The organism is Streptomyces sp. 3214.6 (assembly GCF_900129855.1).
Classification (GTDB): Bacteria; Actinomycetota; Actinomycetes; order Streptomycetales; family Streptomycetaceae; genus Streptomyces; species Streptomyces soliscabiei.
Genome location: NZ_LT670819.1, coordinates 2,956,059 through 2,974,665, shown reverse-complemented (window position 1 = coordinate 2,974,665; position 18,607 = coordinate 2,956,059). Strand labels below are relative to the sequence as shown.

Annotated in this window: 13 protein-coding genes; 10 read left to right on the top strand and 3 right to left on the bottom strand. The window is 71.5% G+C overall.

Going from position 1 to position 18,607, the window contains the following annotated elements; genetic code table 11:
• Positions 1-25 precede the first annotated feature (25 nt).
• From B5557_RS13215 to B5557_RS13200, 4 genes are all read left to right on the top strand, one after another.
• The gene (locus B5557_RS13215; protein WP_079659311.1) at positions 26-616 is read left to right on the top strand and encodes a hypothetical protein; all 591 of its coding nucleotides are present in this window, start codon (positions 26-28) and stop codon (positions 614-616) included.
• Between the two features lie 198 nt (positions 617-814).
• A complete protein-coding gene (locus B5557_RS13210) occupies positions 815-1,024 on the top strand; it encodes a hypothetical protein (protein WP_079659310.1) in 210 nt (69 codons plus the stop codon).
• A 284-nt stretch (positions 1,025-1,308) separates the two neighbouring features.
• The gene (locus B5557_RS13205; RefSeq protein ID WP_099935888.1) at positions 1,309-4,353 is read left to right on the top strand and encodes an ATP-binding protein; all 3,045 of its coding nucleotides are present in this window, start codon (positions 1,309-1,311) and stop codon (positions 4,351-4,353) included.
• A gap of 40 nt (positions 4,354-4,393) precedes the next feature.
• A complete protein-coding gene (locus B5557_RS13200) occupies positions 4,394-4,603 on the top strand; it encodes a DUF6191 domain-containing protein (protein ID WP_079659308.1) in 210 nt (69 codons plus the stop codon).
• Positions 4,604-4,609: 6 nt separating this feature from the next.
• On the opposite strand, the gene B5557_RS13195 is transcribed toward B5557_RS13200, so the two are convergent.
• Both B5557_RS13195 and B5557_RS13190 read right to left on the bottom strand, forming a co-directional pair.
• On the bottom strand, positions 4,610-5,770 hold the full coding sequence (locus B5557_RS13195; protein ID WP_079659307.1) for a PQQ-dependent sugar dehydrogenase: 1,161 nt from the start codon (positions 5,768-5,770) through the stop codon (positions 4,610-4,612).
• Positions 5,771-5,872: 102 nt separating this feature from the next.
• The gene (locus B5557_RS13190) at positions 5,873-6,871 is read right to left on the bottom strand and encodes an aldo/keto reductase (RefSeq protein WP_079664755.1); all 999 of its coding nucleotides are present in this window, start codon (positions 6,869-6,871) and stop codon (positions 5,873-5,875) included.
• 77 nt (positions 6,872-6,948) lie between these two features.
• Here B5557_RS13190 and B5557_RS13185 point away from each other — a divergent pair, with 77 nt between their 5' ends.
• The 6 genes from B5557_RS13185 (at position 6,949) to serA (ending at position 16,973) form a co-directional block, all read left to right on the top strand.
• Positions 6,949-7,902 carry a 2-hydroxyacid dehydrogenase gene (locus B5557_RS13185; protein WP_079659306.1) on the top strand — a complete coding sequence of 318 codons (954 nt, stop codon included), beginning with the start codon at positions 6,949-6,951 and terminating at the stop codon, positions 7,900-7,902.
• Positions 7,903-8,307: 405 nt separating this feature from the next.
• On the top strand, positions 8,308-11,367 hold the full coding sequence (locus tag B5557_RS13175) for a putative bifunctional diguanylate cyclase/phosphodiesterase (RefSeq protein ID WP_079659305.1): 3,060 nt from the start codon (positions 8,308-8,310) through the stop codon (positions 11,365-11,367).
• Between the two features lie 258 nt (positions 11,368-11,625).
• The gene (locus B5557_RS13170) at positions 11,626-13,473 is read left to right on the top strand and encodes an acetolactate synthase large subunit (RefSeq protein WP_107472588.1); all 1,848 of its coding nucleotides are present in this window, start codon (positions 11,626-11,628) and stop codon (positions 13,471-13,473) included.
• A 22-nt stretch (positions 13,474-13,495) separates the two neighbouring features.
• Complete coding sequence (gene ilvN / locus B5557_RS13165; protein WP_079659303.1) at positions 13,496-14,020, top strand: acetolactate synthase small subunit; 525 nt, start codon at positions 13,496-13,498, stop codon at positions 14,018-14,020.
• Between the two features lie 130 nt (positions 14,021-14,150).
• A complete protein-coding gene (gene ilvC, locus B5557_RS13160) occupies positions 14,151-15,149 on the top strand; it encodes a ketol-acid reductoisomerase (RefSeq protein WP_079659302.1) in 999 nt (332 codons plus the stop codon).
• Positions 15,150-15,383: 234 nt separating this feature from the next.
• The gene (serA, locus tag B5557_RS13155; RefSeq protein WP_079659301.1) at positions 15,384-16,973 is read left to right on the top strand and encodes a phosphoglycerate dehydrogenase; all 1,590 of its coding nucleotides are present in this window, start codon (positions 15,384-15,386) and stop codon (positions 16,971-16,973) included.
• Positions 16,974-17,090: 117 nt separating this feature from the next.
• Here the strand turns inward: serA and B5557_RS13150 are convergent, their stop codons facing one another.
• Positions 17,091-18,602 (bottom strand): MFS transporter, encoded by a 1,512-nt coding sequence (locus B5557_RS13150; protein ID WP_079659300.1) that lies wholly within the window; start codon positions 18,600-18,602, stop codon positions 17,091-17,093.
• Positions 18,603-18,607 lie beyond the last annotated feature (5 nt).

Below are 18,607 nucleotides of genomic sequence, written 5' to 3'. Positions count from 1 at the left end.
AGAGAGCGTCCGTACGGTGCGAGGTATGGGAACCAAGACTGCTGACGAGGCCGGCGCCGAGACCGGCACCGAGACGAAGACCGACGAGGAGAAGGTGGACGTCACCAAGACCGACGCCACGGACGAGGTGACCGAAGAGGCACCGGGCGTCGAGGAGGACGCCGACGACGCCGACGAGTTCCTCGGCGAGGACGGTGCCGCAGTCGCGGACGCCTCCGTGGGCGTCGGCCAGGGCGCGGGCGCCGTCGTCTCCGCCGTGCTCGGCTTCGTCTCCCTCACCGGCAGCTGGATGGGAACCATCGCCGGGGCCCGTCAGACCCTCGTCGGCCAGCTGCACAATTCCGCCTCGTCGAACACGAGCCTCGCCAAGCAGCTGGAGGCGACCTACGGCGACGCCTGGCAGGCCACCGCGCTGTGGGCCGGCCTGTTCGCGCTGACCGCGCTGGTCGTCGGCGTCGTCGTGCTGGCCCGCCCCGCCTTCGGCAACCAGGCCCGTCCGCAGGCGGCCTGGATCAAGTCGGTCGCCTGGGCCGGCGTCGCGCTCGGCGTCATCGGACTGCTCCTGGCCGTCCTCAAGTACACCGACGCGCTGCTCGGCCTGCCTTCAACGGGCTGAGTCCCCGCAGGTCACGAGGGGCCTTAGGCCGACCGTAAGCACCTTACGGCCGGCCTGAGGCCCCTCAGGCGCGTCTAAGGCACCCCCCGCCGCCGAAGATGCGGAACTCTCCCGATGCGGCGCACCCCTCTGGGAGACGAAGGTGGAGGCATCGCAACGAGCGAAGCCGAAAAACCACCTTCCAAGGGGACTTCCACCATGTACGAGCACGAGCTCCACCAGTTCCGTTCCGCCGAACTGCTCCGCCGGGCCGCCCACGAGCGGCTGGCCCGCGAGGCCGTCCGCGGCCGTCGCGCCGCCGGCCGGGAAGCCGCCGAACGCGCCGCCGTCGAACGGTCGGAAGGCGGCGCCGAGAGCGAGTCGCATACCCGCCTCCTGCGCAGGCTCCGGTTCGCCCGACCGGCGTGACCGCCGAGACGCGGGAGGGCGACCGCACGGGGGTCGGCCGCCCTCCCACCCAAACACCACCAAGCCCGTCCGGTGCTGCGCCAAGCCCGCCCCGGATGCCGGTGCCGCCTGCCGGGTCTGCGGTGCGGTCCGGTGAGGCTGCGGTGTCGTCTGCCGGGGCTGCGGCGCAGCCTGTCGGGGCCGCGGCGCTGGGCGCCGAGGGCCCGGCGGTGGTCGCCCACGCTGCGGCGGGAGCCGCTGGGCCGGCGGTGATATCCGCTGGGCCGTCTTCGCGTCCGCGTGCGATGCTCGGCCCCGTGGAGACCAGGTCCGTCAGTCCCGTCTTCGTCGGTCGCGCCGACGAGTTGGACACCCTGAACGCCGCGCTCTCCCGCGCCGCAGCGGGAGAGCCGCAGGCGCTGCTCATCGGCGGCGAGGCCGGAGTCGGCAAGACCAGGCTCGTCGAGGAGTTCGCCTCGGCCGCCCGCGGCCGGGGCGCCGTCGTCGCACTCGGCGGCTGCGTCGAGATCGGCGCCGACGGACTGCCCTTCGCCCCGTTCTCCACCGCCCTGCGCGCCCTGCGCCGCGCCCTGCCCGACGAACTCGCCGCCGCCGCGGCCGGCCAGGAGGACGAACTCGCCCGGCTGCTGCCCGAACTGGGCGTGGCGGCCGCCGCACGCCACGACGAGGAGGGCATGGCCCGCCTCTTCGAACTCACCGCCCGCCTCCTGGAACGCGTCGCCGCCGACCGCACCCTCGTCCTCGCCCTGGAGGACCTGCACTGGGCCGACGCCTCCACCCGCCACCTGCTGTCCTACCTGCTGCGCACCCTGCGCACCGGCCGACTCGTCGTCCTCGCCACCTACCGCGCCGACGACATCCACCGCCGCCACCCGCTGCGCCCCCTGCTCGCCGAACTCGACCGGCTGCGCACCGTCCAACGCCTCGAACTGGCCCGTTTCACCCGCGACGAGGTCTGCCGTCAGATCGCCGGCATCCTGGCGTACGAACCCGAAGCCGACCAGGTCGACGACATCTTCGAACGCTCCGACGGCAACGCCTTCTTCGTCGAGGAACTGGCCGTCGCCGCCCACGAGGGCTGCTGCACCGGCCTCACCGACTCCCTGCGCGACCTGCTGCTCGTCCGCGTCGAGGCCCTCCCCGAGAGCGCGCAGAGCGTCGCGCGGGTCGTCGCCGAGGGCGGCTCCACCGTCGAGTACCAACTGCTCGACGCCGTCGCCCGACTCGCCGAGGACGACCTGCTCGACGCGCTGCGCTCCGCCGTCGGCGCCAACATCCTGCTCGCCACCCCCGGCGGCGACGGCTACCGCTTCCGGCACTCCCTGGTCCGCGAGGCCGTCGGCGACGACCTGCTGCCCGGCGAACGCGCCCGCCTCAACCGCCGCTACGCCGAGGCCCTCGAAGCCGACCCGACGCTCGTGCCCGCCGACGAACGCGTCATGCGGCTGGCCAGCTACTGGTACCACGCCCACGACCCCGCCAAGGCCCTCCCCGCCGTCCTCGACGCCTCCGTCGAGGCCCGCTCCAGGCGTGCCTACAGCGAACAACTACGGCTCCTGGAACGGGCGATGGAACTCTGGGAGACGGCGCCGCAGGACGTACGGTCCGTCCTGCGCCCCGTCGACTACACCGAGGCCTACCCTCCCTGCGGCTGCGACCCTGCCACCACCCCGCTGCGCTACCTCGACCTCATGGCCGAGGCCGCCGTCGCCGGCCGCTACTGCGGGGAACGCGAACGCGCCCTGAAGATCACCAAGCGGGCGCTGCGCCTTTTGGAGGACGAGGACGATCCCCTGCGCGCCGCCTGGTTCTGGGTGCAGCGCTCCCGGCTGGTGCACTCCCTGGGCCGGGGCAGCGGCCGCGAGGAACTGTCCACGGCGCAGGACCTGGTGCGCGGCCTGCCGCCCAGCGAGGTGCACGCCGAGGTACTCACCCACATCGCCAACTGGTCCATGGTCCACGCCCCCGGCCCCGACGCCTACCAGGCCGCCGAACGGGCCGTGGAGTACGCCCGCATGATCGGCTCCCGGGAGATCGAGCTCAACGCCCGTCAGGTCCTCGGCGTTCTCATGGTCCACGCCGGGCACATCGAGTCCGGCCTCGCGGAGCTGGAGGAGGTCAGAGAGCGGGCCCTCGCCGAGGACGCCCCCTCCGTCGCCCTGAACGCCTATGTCAACCTCCCCTCCGAACTGGAGGCGGTCGGCCGCTCCCGGGAGGCCGTCCCGATCCTGGAGAAGGGCCTCGACTTCGCCAAACGGCATGGCCAGCCCGACACCGAGGCCTGGGTGTGGGGCAACCTCGCCGAGTCCCTCTTCTCCCTGGGCCGCTGGGACGAGGCCGACCGCGCCTGTGCCGCCGCCGGCCGGGTGGGCCAGGGCGTGGCGGTTCGAGGCGTCCACGCCACGTTGCGCGCCGAACTGGCCCTCGCTCGCGGCGACCTCGCCGAGGCAGGCCGTCAACTCGCCGCGGCGCAAGGCTTCTTCGGCTCCCACGAGCACGCCCCCCAGCACCACCTTCCCCTCACCCGCCTCGCCGTCTGCCTCGCCGCGGCCCAGGGCCTCCCGCTGGAGGCCCGCGCCCACCTCGCACCCGTCCTCGACCGCGGCTTCCCGCCCGGCGCCCAGCGCGACGCCTGGCCCCTGCTGCTCGCCGCCGCCTCCGCCGAGGGCGACGCCCGCGCCCTGCCCGCCGCCGATCCAGGCCGCGCCGAGCTCCTCGACCGCATCCGCACGGCCGCCAAGACACTCGCCACGCTCGCCCCCGTCTGGCAGGCCCACGCATGCTGGGTCCGCGCGGAGCTCCTGCGCGCCGAGGGCCGCACCGACCCGGACGACTGGTCCGAGGTGGTCGCCGCCTTCGAACGCCTGGAACGCCCCTACGACCTCGCCCGCACCCGCCATCGTCTGGCGGAGGCCCTGCTCTTCGCCGGCGGCGACGAAGAACGCGCTCGAGCCGCCGAACTCCTCCGCCTCGCCCGCGCGGTCGCCGCCCACCTCGGCGCCGCGCCCCTCACCGAGGCCGTCACTCTCCTCGCCCAACGCGCCCGCCTGGCCCTCTCGCCCGGCCTTGCCCCTCGGCCGCCGGCCGCCGATCCCATCGAGTCCCTCGGCCTCACCAGCCGGGAACGCGACGTGCTGCGCCTGGTCTCCGCCGGCCGCACCAACCGCCAGATCGCCGAGGAACTCTTCATCTCCCCGAAGACGGCCAGCGTCCACGTGTCGAACATCCTGTCCAAACTCGCCGTCTCGGGCCGAGGAGAGGCAGCGGCGCTGGCACATCGGCTGGGCTTGTTTCCGCCGGGGGTGGGGGAGCGGGTGCCCGCGCGATGATGGAGAGCGGTGACCTACCGGCCCCCGGAAAGGGAGAACGATGTTCAACGCCTTCGAGGATCTCTTTGCGCCAGGCCGTAAACACACCCGGGACGAGCAGAACCGGCTGGAGCTGACCCGGGAGGACGTCGGCGATGGTGATCCCGGGCGCGGGCCGATAGACCTCGCGTCCGGGAAGGTCGTCGTACGGCCGCCCGAGACGGAGACGGAGGCCGAGACGGAGGCCGAGGTGAGGGCGGAGGACCGGTGACGGGGCTCAGCTCACCTGCAGTTCCAGAATCCGGTCGTCGCCCGTCTTGGGGTCGCCCCTGCCGTCCGTGTTGCTGGTCGTGACCCACAGTTTGTCGCCGCCCGCCGACACCACCGTGCGCAGTCGGCCGTACTCGCCCTTGAGGAAGGCCTGCGGGTCCGCCGAGGCCGCCGTGCCCTTCAGTGGGATGCGCCACAGGCGCTGCCCCTTCAGCCCCGCCATCCAGATCGAGCCCTCGGCATGGGCGATGCCGCTGGGAGAGGCCTCGTCGGTGTGCCACTGGGCTATCGGGTTCCGGTACTTCGGGTCCTTGGACTTGCCTTCTGCCGCCGGCCAGCCGTAGTCGGCGCCCGGCTCGATCGCGTTCAGCTCGTCCCAGGTGTCCTGGCCGAACTCCGAGGCGAACAGCCGCTGTTTGGAGTCCCAGGCCAGCCCCTGCACATTGCGGTGGCCGTACGAGTACACCGGTGAGTCCGGGAACGGGTTGCCCGGGGCCGGTTCGCCCTCCGGCGTCAGCCGAAGGATCTTGCCGCCCAGTGACTTCTTGTCCTGGGCCAGGCCCCGGTCGCCGCTCTCGCCCGTGCCCGCGTACAGCATGCCGTCCGGGCCGAACGCGATCCGGCCACCGTTGTGGATCATGCCCTTGGGGATGCCCTTGAAGATCGTGTCGGGCGCTCCCAGCTGGTCCCCGGCCGGCCGCTTCGTGTCGTAGAGCATGCGGACGATCCGGTTGTCCGAGGCCGAGGTGAAGTACGCGTAGACCATGTGGTCGGAGGCGTAGTCGGGGGAGAGGGCGAGGCCCAGCAGACCGCCCTCGCCCGCGGCGGAGACGCCCGGCACCTCGCCCAGCTCGGTCTTCCGGCCCGTCTTCTCGTCCACCCGCGTGATCTTCCCCTCGTCGCGCGAGGCCACCAGGAGGCCGCCCTCGGGGAGCGGGGCGAGACCCCAGGGGGTGTTCAGGCCCTCGGCGACCGTGCGCACCACCTTGACCGTGCCCTTCGTGGGCGGGGTCTCCTCGGCGGGCGCGGAGGTCTGTGCGGCGGTGCGCGCCGGGGACGCGCTCGGCGAGGCGCTCGGCGGCCCTCCGGAGCCGGAGGAACAGCCGGCCGTCACCAGCAGAGCACTCGCGGCCAACACGGCCGACACAGCTCGACGTTGCACGATCATGGTCCCTTCGACACTGCGGCGCCCGCGGCAGGCTCCACTAGTCCTACGCCGCTCGCGCGCCCCGGGTTCCCGATCCGGCCCGACCGGACCCGAAAGCGGCACTCACTCCCACGATCCCCGCGCCCCGGGCAGCTCCGCCACCTCCGTCAGATCCTGCGGCGTCAGGCGCAGAGCGCCCGCCGCCGCGTTCTCCGTCACCCAGCGCTCCTGTTTGGAGCCCGGGACGGGGACCACGTGCCGGCCCTGCGCCAGCACCCAGGCCAGCGCCACCTGCGCCGCCGTCACGGACGTGCCGTGCCGGGCGGCCACCCGGCGCAGACCGGCGACGATCGGCTGGTTCGCGGCCATCATCTCGGCGGTGAACCGGGGATGCCGGGCCCGCATGTCGTCCGGCTCGAAGCCCTCGCCCGGGGTCAGCGTGCCGGTGAGGAAGCCGTTGCCGAGCGGCATCGCCGCCAGGAAGCCGACCCCGCGCGCCTCGCACCACGGCAGCAGCGTCTCCAGCGCCTCCGGGGACCACACCGACAGCTCCGCCTCCACCGTGCTCACCGGGAAGACCTGCTGGACCCGCCGCAGCTGCCGAATCGTTCCGTCGTGCAGCCGCCCCCCGGCCCGGCGACCACCCCGAGCCCCCACCGCGCACAGCCCCAACGCCCGCACCTTGCCCGCCCGGACGAGCTCGGCCATCGCACCCCACGTCTCCTCGACCGGGACCTCGGGGTCCGCGCGATGCAGCTGGTAGAGGTCGATGACGTCCGTCTGCAGGCGCCGCAGGGAAGCGTCGCAGGCCCGTTTCACATACCCGGGGCGGCCGTTGGCCACGATGTGCTGCTCGCCGACCAGCAGACCGACCTTCGTCGACACGAACGCGTCCCCGCGCCGCTCCCTCAGCACCCGCCCCAGCAACAGCTCATTGGTGAACGGCCCGTACATGTCGGCGGTGTCCAACAGGGACGAACCCGCGTCCAACGCCCGGTGCACCGCCCTCAGCGACTCGTCCCCCCGCTGCCGCGACCCGCTGTACGCCCAGCTCATCGGCATGCACCCGAGACCGACGGCCCCCACCTCGAGCGCCCCCGCGCCGATCGTCCTGCGCTCCACCTGCCCGAAACCCTCCCTCTCCCAGAACCCCCAACCTAACCTCTGCACACGCGCGTGCCTGACATAGCCTCCCGCCCATGAGCACTGACGTATGGCTTCCCATCCCTCCGGAGGAGATCGAGGGTCTCCCTGACGGGCCGAACTACCACTTCTGGAACGGGGAGGAGGACTTTCCGGCGGACCCGGCCGACTGCGCCTTCTACGTCGTTCCCTACATGAAGCCCCCCGCCGTCGGGCAGCGGCCCCTGCCCGCGATGAGCGCCCTGGAAGTCCTCCAGACGCTGTCCGCCGGCATCGACCACGTCGAACCGGCCCTCCCGTCCCTGCGCCCCGGGGTACGGCTGTGCAACGCGCGCGGGGTGCACGAGGCGAGCACCGCCGAGCTCACGCTCACCCTGGTCCTCGCGTCGCTGCGCGGGGTGCCCGACTTCGTGCGGGCCCAGGACCGGGGCGAATGGCTCGGCGGGTTCCGGCCCGCGCTCGCCGACAAGAACGTGCTCATCGTCGGGTACGGCTCCATCGGCTCCGCCATCGAGGACCGGCTCGCGCCATTCGAGGTGGCGCGGGTGGCGCGCGTCGCGCGCTCCTGGCGCACGACGGCGCGCGGCCCTGTGCATCCGATCGCCGAACTGCCCGCCCTGCTGCCCGACGCGGACGTCGTGATCGTGTCCACGCCGCTGAACGAGGCCACGCTCGGCCTGGTGGACGCCGAGTTCCTGGCCCATATGAAGGACGGCGCCCTGCTGGTCAACGTGGCCCGCGGACCGGTCGTCGACACCAAGGCGCTGCTCGCCGAACTGGAGAGCGGTCGCCTCATGGCCGCCCTGGACGTCACCGACCCCGAACCCCTGCCCCCGGGGCATCCGTTGTGGAGTGCGCCGGGTGTCCTCGTCAGTCCGCATGTCGGCGGCCCCACCTCCGCCTTCCGGCCCCGCGCCGAGCGACTCCTGGTGGACCAGCTGGGCCGCTTCATGAACCGGCGGCCGCTGCGCAACGTGATCCTTACGACGGGCACGGCGAACGGATCATGACGGCGACGGCAGGCCCGTAGTCCGGTTCGGGCACCCTCCGCAGTCCTCCGGAAGCGGTCCGTACCCCATCCGGGCGCATATGCCGATGATCGTCACGCAGCGTAGAGGAACTATGTCCCTGAGTGACGAGACTGGTGTATCGTCCCGACAGGGGCGGCGCCGCGCACGTTCGGCGTCAGGGATGGACATTTCAGACTTGTGAGGGGGGCGACGGGCGATGCACGGCCTATGGACGAACGATCCGACGCGGCGGAGCCGCCGACGGCGACCCTGGCGCTCGGCCGCGCGCGGACACGGTCACGGCAGCCACCACGGCCATCACCACCGCAGGTGCGCCAGCCGCCGGACGCAGCCGGCTCCCCGGGACCCTAGGGATCCGGGAGTGACGCAGACCGGGAGGACCCGGTGAGCTCGCCGCCGACCTCCACGCCCCTCCTCGACGGAGCCCCGCGGACGCAGGCTCCCACGGGGACGCCGCGCATCGCGCAGCCGCCCACCGGCGGCTCCCGTTCGAACCTGGTCCACCAACTCCTGCTGGCCGTCATGTGCGCGGGATACGCCGTCGGTTCCGCGCTCGGCTGGGGCTCCGACGAACTCGCGCTGATCATGGGCGACTTCGGACTGACGGCCGCGGCGGGCACCGCCGCCGTGTCGTGCCTGCTCTACACGCGCACCCGGCGTGTCCGCTTTCGACCCGCCTGGCTGCTGTTCTCGCTCTCCTCGGCGATGGCGGCCCTCGGCAATTTCGTCTGGGGGTGGTACGAGGTGGTCCTGGGGCAGCCCGTGCCCAGCCCCAGCATCGCCGATGTGTTCTTCCTGTGCTTCGCGCCCCCGGCCATCGTGGGGCTGCTGGTGCTCGCCGCCCGCCCCATGACGAAGGCGGGCTGGGTCTGCCTGGCGCTGGACGCCTGGCTGATCGCCGGCTCGCTGCTCACCCTCTCCTGGAGCCTCGCGCTCGCCCAGGCGGCGAAGTTCGACGGACCGAGCGTGGCCCACGCGGCGCTGTCGCTGGCGTACCCGCTGCTCGACATCGCCCTGGTGAGCATGGTGCTCGTCCTCCACTTCAGGCGGTCACCCGTGAATCGTCCGGCGGTGAACACGGCCGTCGGCGCGCTCGCGCTGACCGTCATGTGTGACGCCCTGTTCACCTCGCCGCTGCTGCACAACAACTACCGCTCGGGCCAGCTCCTCGACGCGGGCTGGTTCGCGGGCTCGCTGCTCCTGGCGTACGCGCCCTGGGCCGCCTCCCGCCAGGGAGCGGCGGACGAGGGGCACACGCGTGTGGTGCACGAGCACGTACCCGGCCAGCAGCGCGCCGGAGGCCACCCGCACGGGCCGTCGCGCACGGCCCAGCACCCGTCCGCACCGGCGGCCGTCCCGCAGACACCGGACCGGACGCCTCTCCCGGGAGGCGAGGCCGGCCGGTATCCGGTCACCCGGCCCATCACCGGCTCCCTGGCCGCCCTCACGCCGTATCTCGCGGCCGCCGTCTGCACCCTGGGGATCCTCTACAACGTTCTCAACGGCCACAGCGTCGACCGCGTGGTGCTGCTCACCGGCGGCGCGGTCGTGCTCGCCCTCGTCGTGCGGCAGGGGATCATGCTGCTCGACAACGTCTCCCTCACCCAGGAACTGGCGCAACAGGAGAACCACTTCCGCTCCCTGGTGCAGGGCTCCAGCGACGTCATCATGATCGCCGCCCACAGCGGCATCCTGCGGTACGTCTCCCCGGCCGCCGCAGGCGTCTACGGGCGGCCCGCCGAGGAACTGGTGGGCACCGAGCTGGCCCATCTCATCCACCCGGAGGACCTGGGCTGCGTGGTGCACGAGGTGCGCCGCTTCCTCGCCGTCAGCCCCCAGGAGGAACCCACCACGCGCATCGAGTGCCGGTTCCGCTCCGGCGACGGAGGCTGGCTCAACGTCGAGTCGACCGTCAACCGCCACCACGGCGGCCTGATCTTCAACAGCCGGGACGTCACCGAGCGCGTACGTCTGCAGGCGCAGCTCCAGCACAACGCCGAGCACGACCCGCTCACCGACCTGCCCAACCGCGCGCTGTTCACCCGGCGTGTCCAGCAGGCCCTGTCAGGCCGCCGCAGCTCCGACCGGGGCCCCGCCCTGCGCAACACAGCGGTCCTCTTCATCGACCTGGACGGCTTCAAGGCCGTCAACGACACGATCGGCCACGCCGCCGGCGACGAACTGCTGGTCCAGGCCGCCCGCCGGCTCCAGGACGCGGTCCGGCACGGCGACACCGCCTCCCGGCTGGGCGGCGACGAGTTCGCGGCCCTGATCGTCGGCGACGGCACCCGCGACCGTGCCGCCCGGGAACGCCACATAATGGAACTCGCCGACCGTCTCCGGCTCACGCTCTCCCAGCCGTACCTCATCGACGGCAACGAAGTGCGCGTCGCCGCCTCCATCGGCGTCGCCTTCGCCGAGCCCGGTCTCGGCGCCGGTGAGCTGCTGCGCAACGCCGACCTCGCCATGTACCGCGCCAAGGCGGCCGGCAAGGGCCGGGTCGAGCTGTACATGCCACAGATGCAGCAGGACGTCGTACGCAAGGCGGAGCTGGCCACGCGGCTGCGTGCCGCGCTGCACGACGGCGAGTTCGCGCTGCTGCACCAGCCGCTGGTGCGCCTGGAGGACGGCCGGATCTCGTCGGTCGCCGCGCAGGCCCGTTGGCGCTCCTCCCAAGGGGTGCTCTTCACCCCCGCCGAGTTCCTGCGGGTCGCGGAGGACAGCGACAAGACCGCCGAGCTGGGCCGCTGGATGCTGGAAGAGGCCGTCGAGCAGGCGGCCGACCGCGCCGCGAGCGGGCTGAACGTGCCGGTCGTCGTCCGGGTCAGCGCCCGCCGGCTGCTGGACCGGTCGATGCCGCTGGGCTCCGTCGAGGCGCTGCTGACCCGGCACGGGCTGCCGTCCGGGGCGCTGGTGGTCGAACTGTCGGACACCGACCCCAGGGTGCCGCTGGACGAGCTGGAGCGCCGCCTCGGGGCCCTGAGGCGCCTCGGCGTCCGGATCGCCCTCGACGGCTTCGGCAGCGGCTACGCGACGCTCACGGCACTGCGCCGGCTCCCCGTCGACGTACTCAAACTCGACCGTACGCTGGTCGAGGGGGTCGTCGAGTCCGCGCGGCTGCACAAGATCACCAGCGGGCTGCTGCGGATCGCCGGTGACCTCGGGCTGCAGTCCGTCGCGGAGGGCGTGGATCTGCCCGAGCAGGTCGTGGCGCTGCGCGCGATGGGCTGCACGCACGGACAGGGCATGGCGTTCTCCGGTCCGCTCGACGAGTACCGGCTGCGCCGGGCCCTGGCGACCGGCCGCTACCCCCTGCCGCACGGCCCGGCCGAGCCCGCGTTCGCGGGCGGCGGCGCGGGGGTGTACACCAGTGGTGTCGCCGCCGTCCTGGGGAGCGGAAGTGCCCTTCGCTCACATAATGAGACTCCCGTCCCACCCACTTGACAGTCGGTGCGCGCCAGGGGGAGGGTCAATGCCATGCGCACCCGAATTCTCGTACTTGGAAAGCGCGTCGGCTGAAGCTGGTGACGTCCGGGCGGTCCCGGAACTCACAGCGACCCACACCCGGCGCGCTCCCCTCGCTTGCCTTTTGGCACGAGGGGTTTTTTGTTGCACAAAACCCGCAGCACCCTCGCCGCACGACCCGAGGCGAACCCCAGTAAGACCCTCAGTAAAACCCTCAGCATCGAGAAGAGAATGCCGATGACCGAGCAGGCCACCGGGGCCCATCCGCAGCCGCGGCCCCGATCCGGAGGACAGCACTCCGCGTCCGTCGAGCACGTGACGGGTGCGCAGTCCCTCATCCGTTCTCTCGAGGAGGTCGGCGCCGACACGGTATTCGGCATTCCCGGAGGCACCATCCTGCCGGCGTACGACCCGATGATGGACTCCGAGCGGGTGCGTCACGTGCTGGTCCGTCACGAGCAGGGCGCCGGTCACGCGGCCACCGGCTATGCCCAGGCCACCGGCAAGGTCGGGGTGTGCATGGCGACGTCCGGGCCGGGCGCCACCAACCTGGTCACTCCGATCGCGGACGCGCACATGGACTCGGTGCCGCTGGTCGCGATCACCGGGCAGGTCGTGTCCAAGGCGATCGGTACGGACGCCTTCCAAGAGGCGGACATCGTCGGCATCACCATGCCGATCACCAAGCACAGTTTCCTGGTCACCAAGGCGGAGGACATCCCGCGGGTCGTCGCGCAGGCCTTCCACATCGCCTCCACCGGCCGCCCCGGGCCGGTCCTGGTCGACATCCCCAAGGACATCCTCCAGGCGAAGACCACGTTCTCCTGGCCGCCCACCATGGACCTGCCCGGCTACCGCCCGGTGACCAAGCCGCACGCCAAGCAGATCCGCGAGGCCGCCAAGCTGATCACCGCCGCCAAGCGCCCGATCCTCTACGTCGGCGGTGGCGTCCTCAAGGCCAGCGCGACCGCCGAGCTGAAGGTCCTCGCCGAGCTGACCGGCGCGCCCGTCACCACCACTCTGATGGCGCTGGGCGCGTTCCCCGACAGCCACCCGCAGCACCTGGGCATGCCCGGCATGCACGGCTCCGTCGCCGCCGTCACCGGTCTGCAGAAGGCCGACCTGATCGTCGCCCTCGGCGCCCGCTTCGACGACCGCGTCACCGGCAAGCTCGACAGCTTCGCGCCGTACGCCAAGATCGTCCACGCGGACATCGACCCGGCGGAGATCGGCAAGAACCGCGCCGCCGACGTCCCGATCGTCGGGGACGCGCGCGAGGTCATCGCCGACCTGGTCCAGGCCGTCCAGAAGGAGCACAGCGAGGGCCAGCAGGGCGACTACACCGCCTGGTGGAAGGACCTCAGCCGCTGGCGCGAGACCTACCCGCTCGGCTACGACCAGCCGTCCGACGGCTCGCTCTCCCCGCAGCAGGTCATCGAGCGCATCGGGCAGCTCGCGCCCGAGAACACGATCTTCGCCGCGGGCGTCGGCCAGCACCAGATGTGGTCCGCGCACTTCGTCCAGTTCGAGAAGCCCGCAACCTGGCTGAACTCCGGCGGCGCGGGCACCATGGGCTACGCGGTCCCGGCCGCGATGGGCGCCAAGGCCGGCGCCCCGGACCGGACGGTCTGGGCGATCGACGGCGACGGCTGCTTCCAGATGACCAACCAGGAACTCACCACCTGCGCCCTGAACAACATCCCGATCAAGGTCGCCATCATCAACAACGGCGCTCTCGGGATGGTCCGCCAGTGGCAGACCCTGTTCTACAACCAGCGCTACTCCAACACCGTGCTGCACTCCGGCCCGAACGACGTCAACCCGGAGGCCCGGGGCACCCGTGTCCCCGACTTCGTGAAGCTGTCGGAGGCCATGGGCTGCTACGCCATCCGCTGTGAGTCGCCGGACGACCTCGACAAGGTCATCGAGGAGGCGAACTCGATCAACGACCGCCCCGTCGTCGTCGACTTCATCGTCCACGAGGACGCGATGGTGTGGCCGATGGTCGCCGCCGGCACCTCCAACGACGAGATCCTGGCCGCCCGGGACGTCCGCCCCGACTTCGGCGACAACGAAGACGACTGAGCGAGAGAGACGTAAAGAAGACATGTCCAAGCACACGCTCTCCGTCCTGGTGGAGAACAAGCCGGGCATCCTGGCCCGGATCGCCGCCCTGTTCTCCCGCCGAGGCTTCAACATCGACTCGCTCGCCGTCGGCGTCACCGAGCACGCCGACATCTCCCGCATCACGATCGTGGTGAGCGTCGACGCCCTGCCGCTGGAGCAGGTCACCAAGCAGCTCAACAAGCTCGTCGAGGTGCTGAAGATCGTCGAACTGGAGCCGGGACAGGCCGTTCACCGCGAACTCGTTCTGGTGAAGGTGCGCGCCGACAACGAGACGCGCTCGCAGATCGTCGAGATCGTCCAGCTGTTCCGCGCCAAGACCGTCGACGTCTCCCCGGAGGCCGTCACCATCGAGGCCACCGGCGGCAGCGACAAGCTCACCGCCATGCTCAAGATGCTGGAACCGTACGGCATCAAGGAGCTGGTCCAGTCCGGCTCGATCGCGATCGGCCGCGGTGCCCGTTCGATCACGGACCGCTCGCTGCGCGCTCTCGACCGGTCGGCGTAAGGATGGTTCCGGGCGGTCGGGACGACCCCGGCCGCCCGCGTACCGCCCGTATGCCGAGACCCCGAAACTTCCCTTCCGCCCGCCGTCATACGGTGGGACGCAACACCTGCACACAAGGAGAGAACCCAAAGTGGCCGAGCTGTTCTACGACGCCGACGCCGACCTGTCCATCATCCAGGGCCGCAAGGTCGCGGTCATCGGATACGGCAGCCAGGGCCACGCCCACGCGCTGTCGCTCCGCGACTCGGGTGTCGACGTCCGGGTCGGTCTGCACGAGGGCTCCAAGTCCAAGGCCAAGGCCGAGGAGCAGGGCCTGCGCGTGGTGACCCCGGCCGAGGCCGCCGCCGAGGCCGACGTCATCATGATCCTCATCCCGGACCCGATCCAGGCCCAGGTCTACGAGGAGTCCATCAAGGACAACCTGAAGGACGGCGACGCGCTGTTCTTCGCGCACGGCTTCAACGTCCGCTTCGGCTTCATCAAGGCCCCGGCGGGCGTCGACGTCGCGCTCGTCGCCCCGAAGGGCCCGGGCCACCTGGTCCGCCGCCAGTACGAGGAGGGCCGCGGCGTCCCCGCGATCGCCGCCGTCGAGCAGGACGCCACCGGCAACGCCTTCGCGCTCGCCCTGTCGTACGCCAAGGGCATCGGCGGCACCCGCGCCGGCGTCATCAAGACGACCTTCACCGAGGAGACCGAGACCGACCTGTTCGGTGAGCAGGCCGTGCTGTGCGGTGGCACCTCGGCGCTGGTCAAGGCGGGCTTCGAGACCCTGGTCGAGGCCGGCTACCAGCCGGAGATCGCCTACTTCGAGTGCCTGCACGAGCTGAAGCTGATCGTGGACCTCATGTACGAGGGCGGCCTGGAGAAGATGCGCTGGAGCGTCTCCGAGACCGCCGAGTGGGGCGACTACATCACCGGCCCGCGCATCATCACCGACGCCACCAAGGCCGAGATGAAGCGGGTCCTCGCCGAGATCCAGGACGGCACCTTCGCCCAGAACTGGATGGACGAGTACCACGGCGGCCTGAAGAAGTACAACGAGTACAAGACCGCGGACTCCGAGCACCTGCTGGAGACCACGGGCAAGCAGCTCCGCAAGCTGATGAGCTGGGTGAACGACGAGGCGTGAGCCTCGGGGCAGGGGGCCGGAGCGAGTCGCTCCGGCCCCGTTGTCCATTCCGTCCTGCCACGGACGGGTGATCCTTTCGCGGAGGCGTAAGGCGACCTCCGGCGCAGCACTACACTGCTGCACTACATACGCGTTCAGGCCCACAGCGTCGTGCGTCTTCCACGCGGCTAGCCCCTCCTCCGCCTGCGGCCGTCGGGACGGCCGTCCGCACGCTTTGGACTTGTGAGGACTCACGTGAGCTCGAAACCTGTCGTACTCATCGCTGAAGAGCTGTCGCCCGCGACCGTGGACGCGCTTGGCCCGGACTTCGAGATCCGGCACTGCAACGGAGCGGACCGAGCCGAACTGCTCCCGGCCATCGCCGACGTCGACGCGATCCTGATCCGCTCGGCCACCAAGGTCGACGCCGAGGCGATCGCCGCCGCGAACAAGCTGAAGGTCGTCGCACGAGCCGGCGTCGGCCTGGACAACGTCGACGTCTCCGCCGCCACCAAGGCCGGCGTGATGGTCGTCAACGCCCCCACCTCGAACATCGTGACGGCCGCCGAGCTGGCCTGCGGTCTGCTGCTCGCCACCGCCCGCCACATCCCGCAGGCCAACGCCGCGCTGAAGAACGGCGAGTGGAAGCGCAGCAAGTACACGGGCGTCGAGCTGGCCGAGAAGACCCTGGGCGTCGTGGGTCTGGGCCGGATCGGTGCGCTGGTCGCCCAGCGCATGTCCGCCTTCGGCATGAAGGTCGTGGCCTACGACCCCTACATCCAGCCCGCCCGGGCCGCCCAGATGGGCGTCAAGGTGCTCTCGCTGGACGAGCTGCTGGAGGTCTCCGACTTCATCACCGTGCACCTGCCGAAGACCCCCGAGACGGTTGGTCTGATCGGTGACGAGGCGCTGCGCAAGGTCAAGCCGAGCGTGCGGATCGTCAACGCGGCGCGCGGCGGGATCGTCGACGAGGAGGCGCTGTACTCGGCGCTGAAGGAGGGCCGGGTCGCCGGTGCCGGCCTCGACGTGTACGCGAAGGAGCCCTGCACGGACTCCCCGCTGTTCGAGTTCGACCAGGTCGTCTCCACCCCGCACCTCGGCGCCTCGACCGACGAGGCGCAGGAGAAGGCCGGTATCGCGGTCGCGCGTTCCGTGCGGCTCGCCCTCGCCGGTGAGCTCGTGCCGGACGCGGTGAACGTCCAGGGCGGTGTCATCGCCGAGGACGTCAAGCCCGGTCTGCCCCTCGCGGAGCGCCTCGGCCGTATCTTCACCGCGCTCGCCGGCGAGGTCGCGGTCCGCCTCGACGTCGAGGTGTACGGCGAGATCACCCAGCACGATGTGAAGGTGCTGGAGCTGTCCGCTCTGAAGGGTGTGTTCGAGGACGTCGTCGACGAGACGGTGTCGTACGTCAATGCCCCGCTGTTCGCGCAGGAGCGCGGCGTCGAGGTGCGGCTGACGACCAGCTCCGAGTCGGCCGACCACCGTAACGTCGTGACCGTGCGCGGCACGCTCTCGGACGGCGAGGAGGTGTCGGTCTCCGGCACGCTGGCCGGTCCGAAGCACCTCCAGAAGATCGTCGCGGTCGGCGAGTACGACGTCGACCTCGCGCTCGCCGACCACATGGTCGTCCTGAAGTACGAGGACCGTCCGGGCGTCGTCGGCACCGTCGGCCGGATCTTCGGCGAGGCGGGGATCAACATCGCCGGGATGCAGGTCGCTCGCGCGGTCGCCGGCGGCGAGGCGCTGGCCGTGCTCACGGTTGACGACACGGTGCCTGTCGCGGTGCTGGCCGAGGTTGCCGAGGAGATCGGCGCGACGTCCGCTCGTGCGGTGAACCTCGTCTGAGGTTGCCGTCCCTGGGGGCTGCCGCCCCCAGGCCCCCGCTTCGGCCCTGAAGGGGCCTCGTCCTCAAACGCCGGACGGGCTGACTTGGTCAGCCCGTCCGGCGTTTTGCATGGCCTGCTACTTCACCCGGATCCTCCGCAGGGTCGCTGACGCGGCCACCGCCGCCCCCGTCAGCAGCACCGCTGCCGCGATCGCCGCGCCCTGCATGCCGTGGGTGAAGGCCTCCCGCGCCGCCGTCGCCAGGGCGTCTCCCGTGCGCCCCGGGAGGTGGTCGGCGACCGCGAGTGCGCCGCCGAGGGTCTCCCGGGCCGGGGCCGGTGCGGAGGCCGGGATGTCGTGGCGGTAGATCGCCGTGCCGATGGAGCCGAGGACCGCCATGCCCAGGGCGCCGCCGAACTCGCCGCCGGTCTCCAGCAGGGAGGAGGCCGAGCCGGCGCGCTCGACCGGGGCCGCGCCTATCGCCAGGTCCGTCATCTGGGAGACGACCACGACCATCCCGGAGGCGAGGACCCCGCAGGCGACCAGCACGAGCCACAGGGAGTCGGTGCCGGCGAAGAGCAGCAGGGTGTAGCCGGCCGCGGCGATCACGAAGCCCGCCGTCACGACGTAGGCCCGGTTGACGCCCTTCTGGACCAGCGAGGTGGCCAGCGGGGCGGTCATGCCGATGGGCACCGAGGGCAGCAGCGCCCACAGGGCCGCCTCCAGCGCGCTCTTGTCGAGGACCGACTGAAGGTACTGCGTGGTGAAGTACGCCGAGCCCATCATCCCGAACGAGGCGACGAGGTTGAGGACGACGGCGGGCGCGAAACCGTGGCCGCGGAACAGCAGCGGGGAGATCATCGGTGAGTCCGCCGTGCGCTGGCGGTGGACGAAGAGGGCGGCGAAGAGCAGGCCGAAGGTGATCGAGACGATGTACTCGGTGTGCCAGCCCTCGGCGGCGATCTCCTTCAGGCCGTAGATCACGGGGAGCAGGGCGGCCATCGACAGCGGGACGCTCGGCCAGTCGAAGCGGCCGGGGGCCGGGTCGCGGGACTCGGGCAGCAGGATAGGGCCGAGGACCAGCAGCAGCGCCATCGCGGGCAGGTTGACCAGGAACACCGAGCCCCACCAGAAGTACTCGACGAGCACCCCGCTCATCACCGAGCCGAGTGCGACGCCTGCCGTCATCACGCCGGACCACAGACCGATCGCCTTCGCGCGCTGGCCGGGGTCGGTGAACATCGTGCGGATCAGCGACATCGTCGAGGGCATCAGGGTCGCGCCGCCGATGCCGAGGAGCGCGCGGGCCGCGATCAGGGTCTCGGCGCTGTTCGCGTAGGCCGCCATGAGGGAGGCGGTGCCGAAGGCGGCCGCGCCGATCAGGAGGAGCTTGCGGCGGCCTATCCGGTCGCCCAGCGAGCCCATCGTCATCAGCAGGCCGGCCAGGACGAAGGCGTAGATGTCGAAGATCCACAGCTGCTGTGTGCCGCTCGGCTCCAGGTCGGCGCTGATCGCCGGGATCGCGAAGTAGAGGACGGAGACGTCCATCGAGACCAGCAGCAGCGGGAGCATCAGCACGCCGAGGGCGGTCCATTCGCGGCGGCCGGCGCGGGCCGCCGGGGGTGTGGTGGTGCTCGTCGAGTTCGTCATGCCGA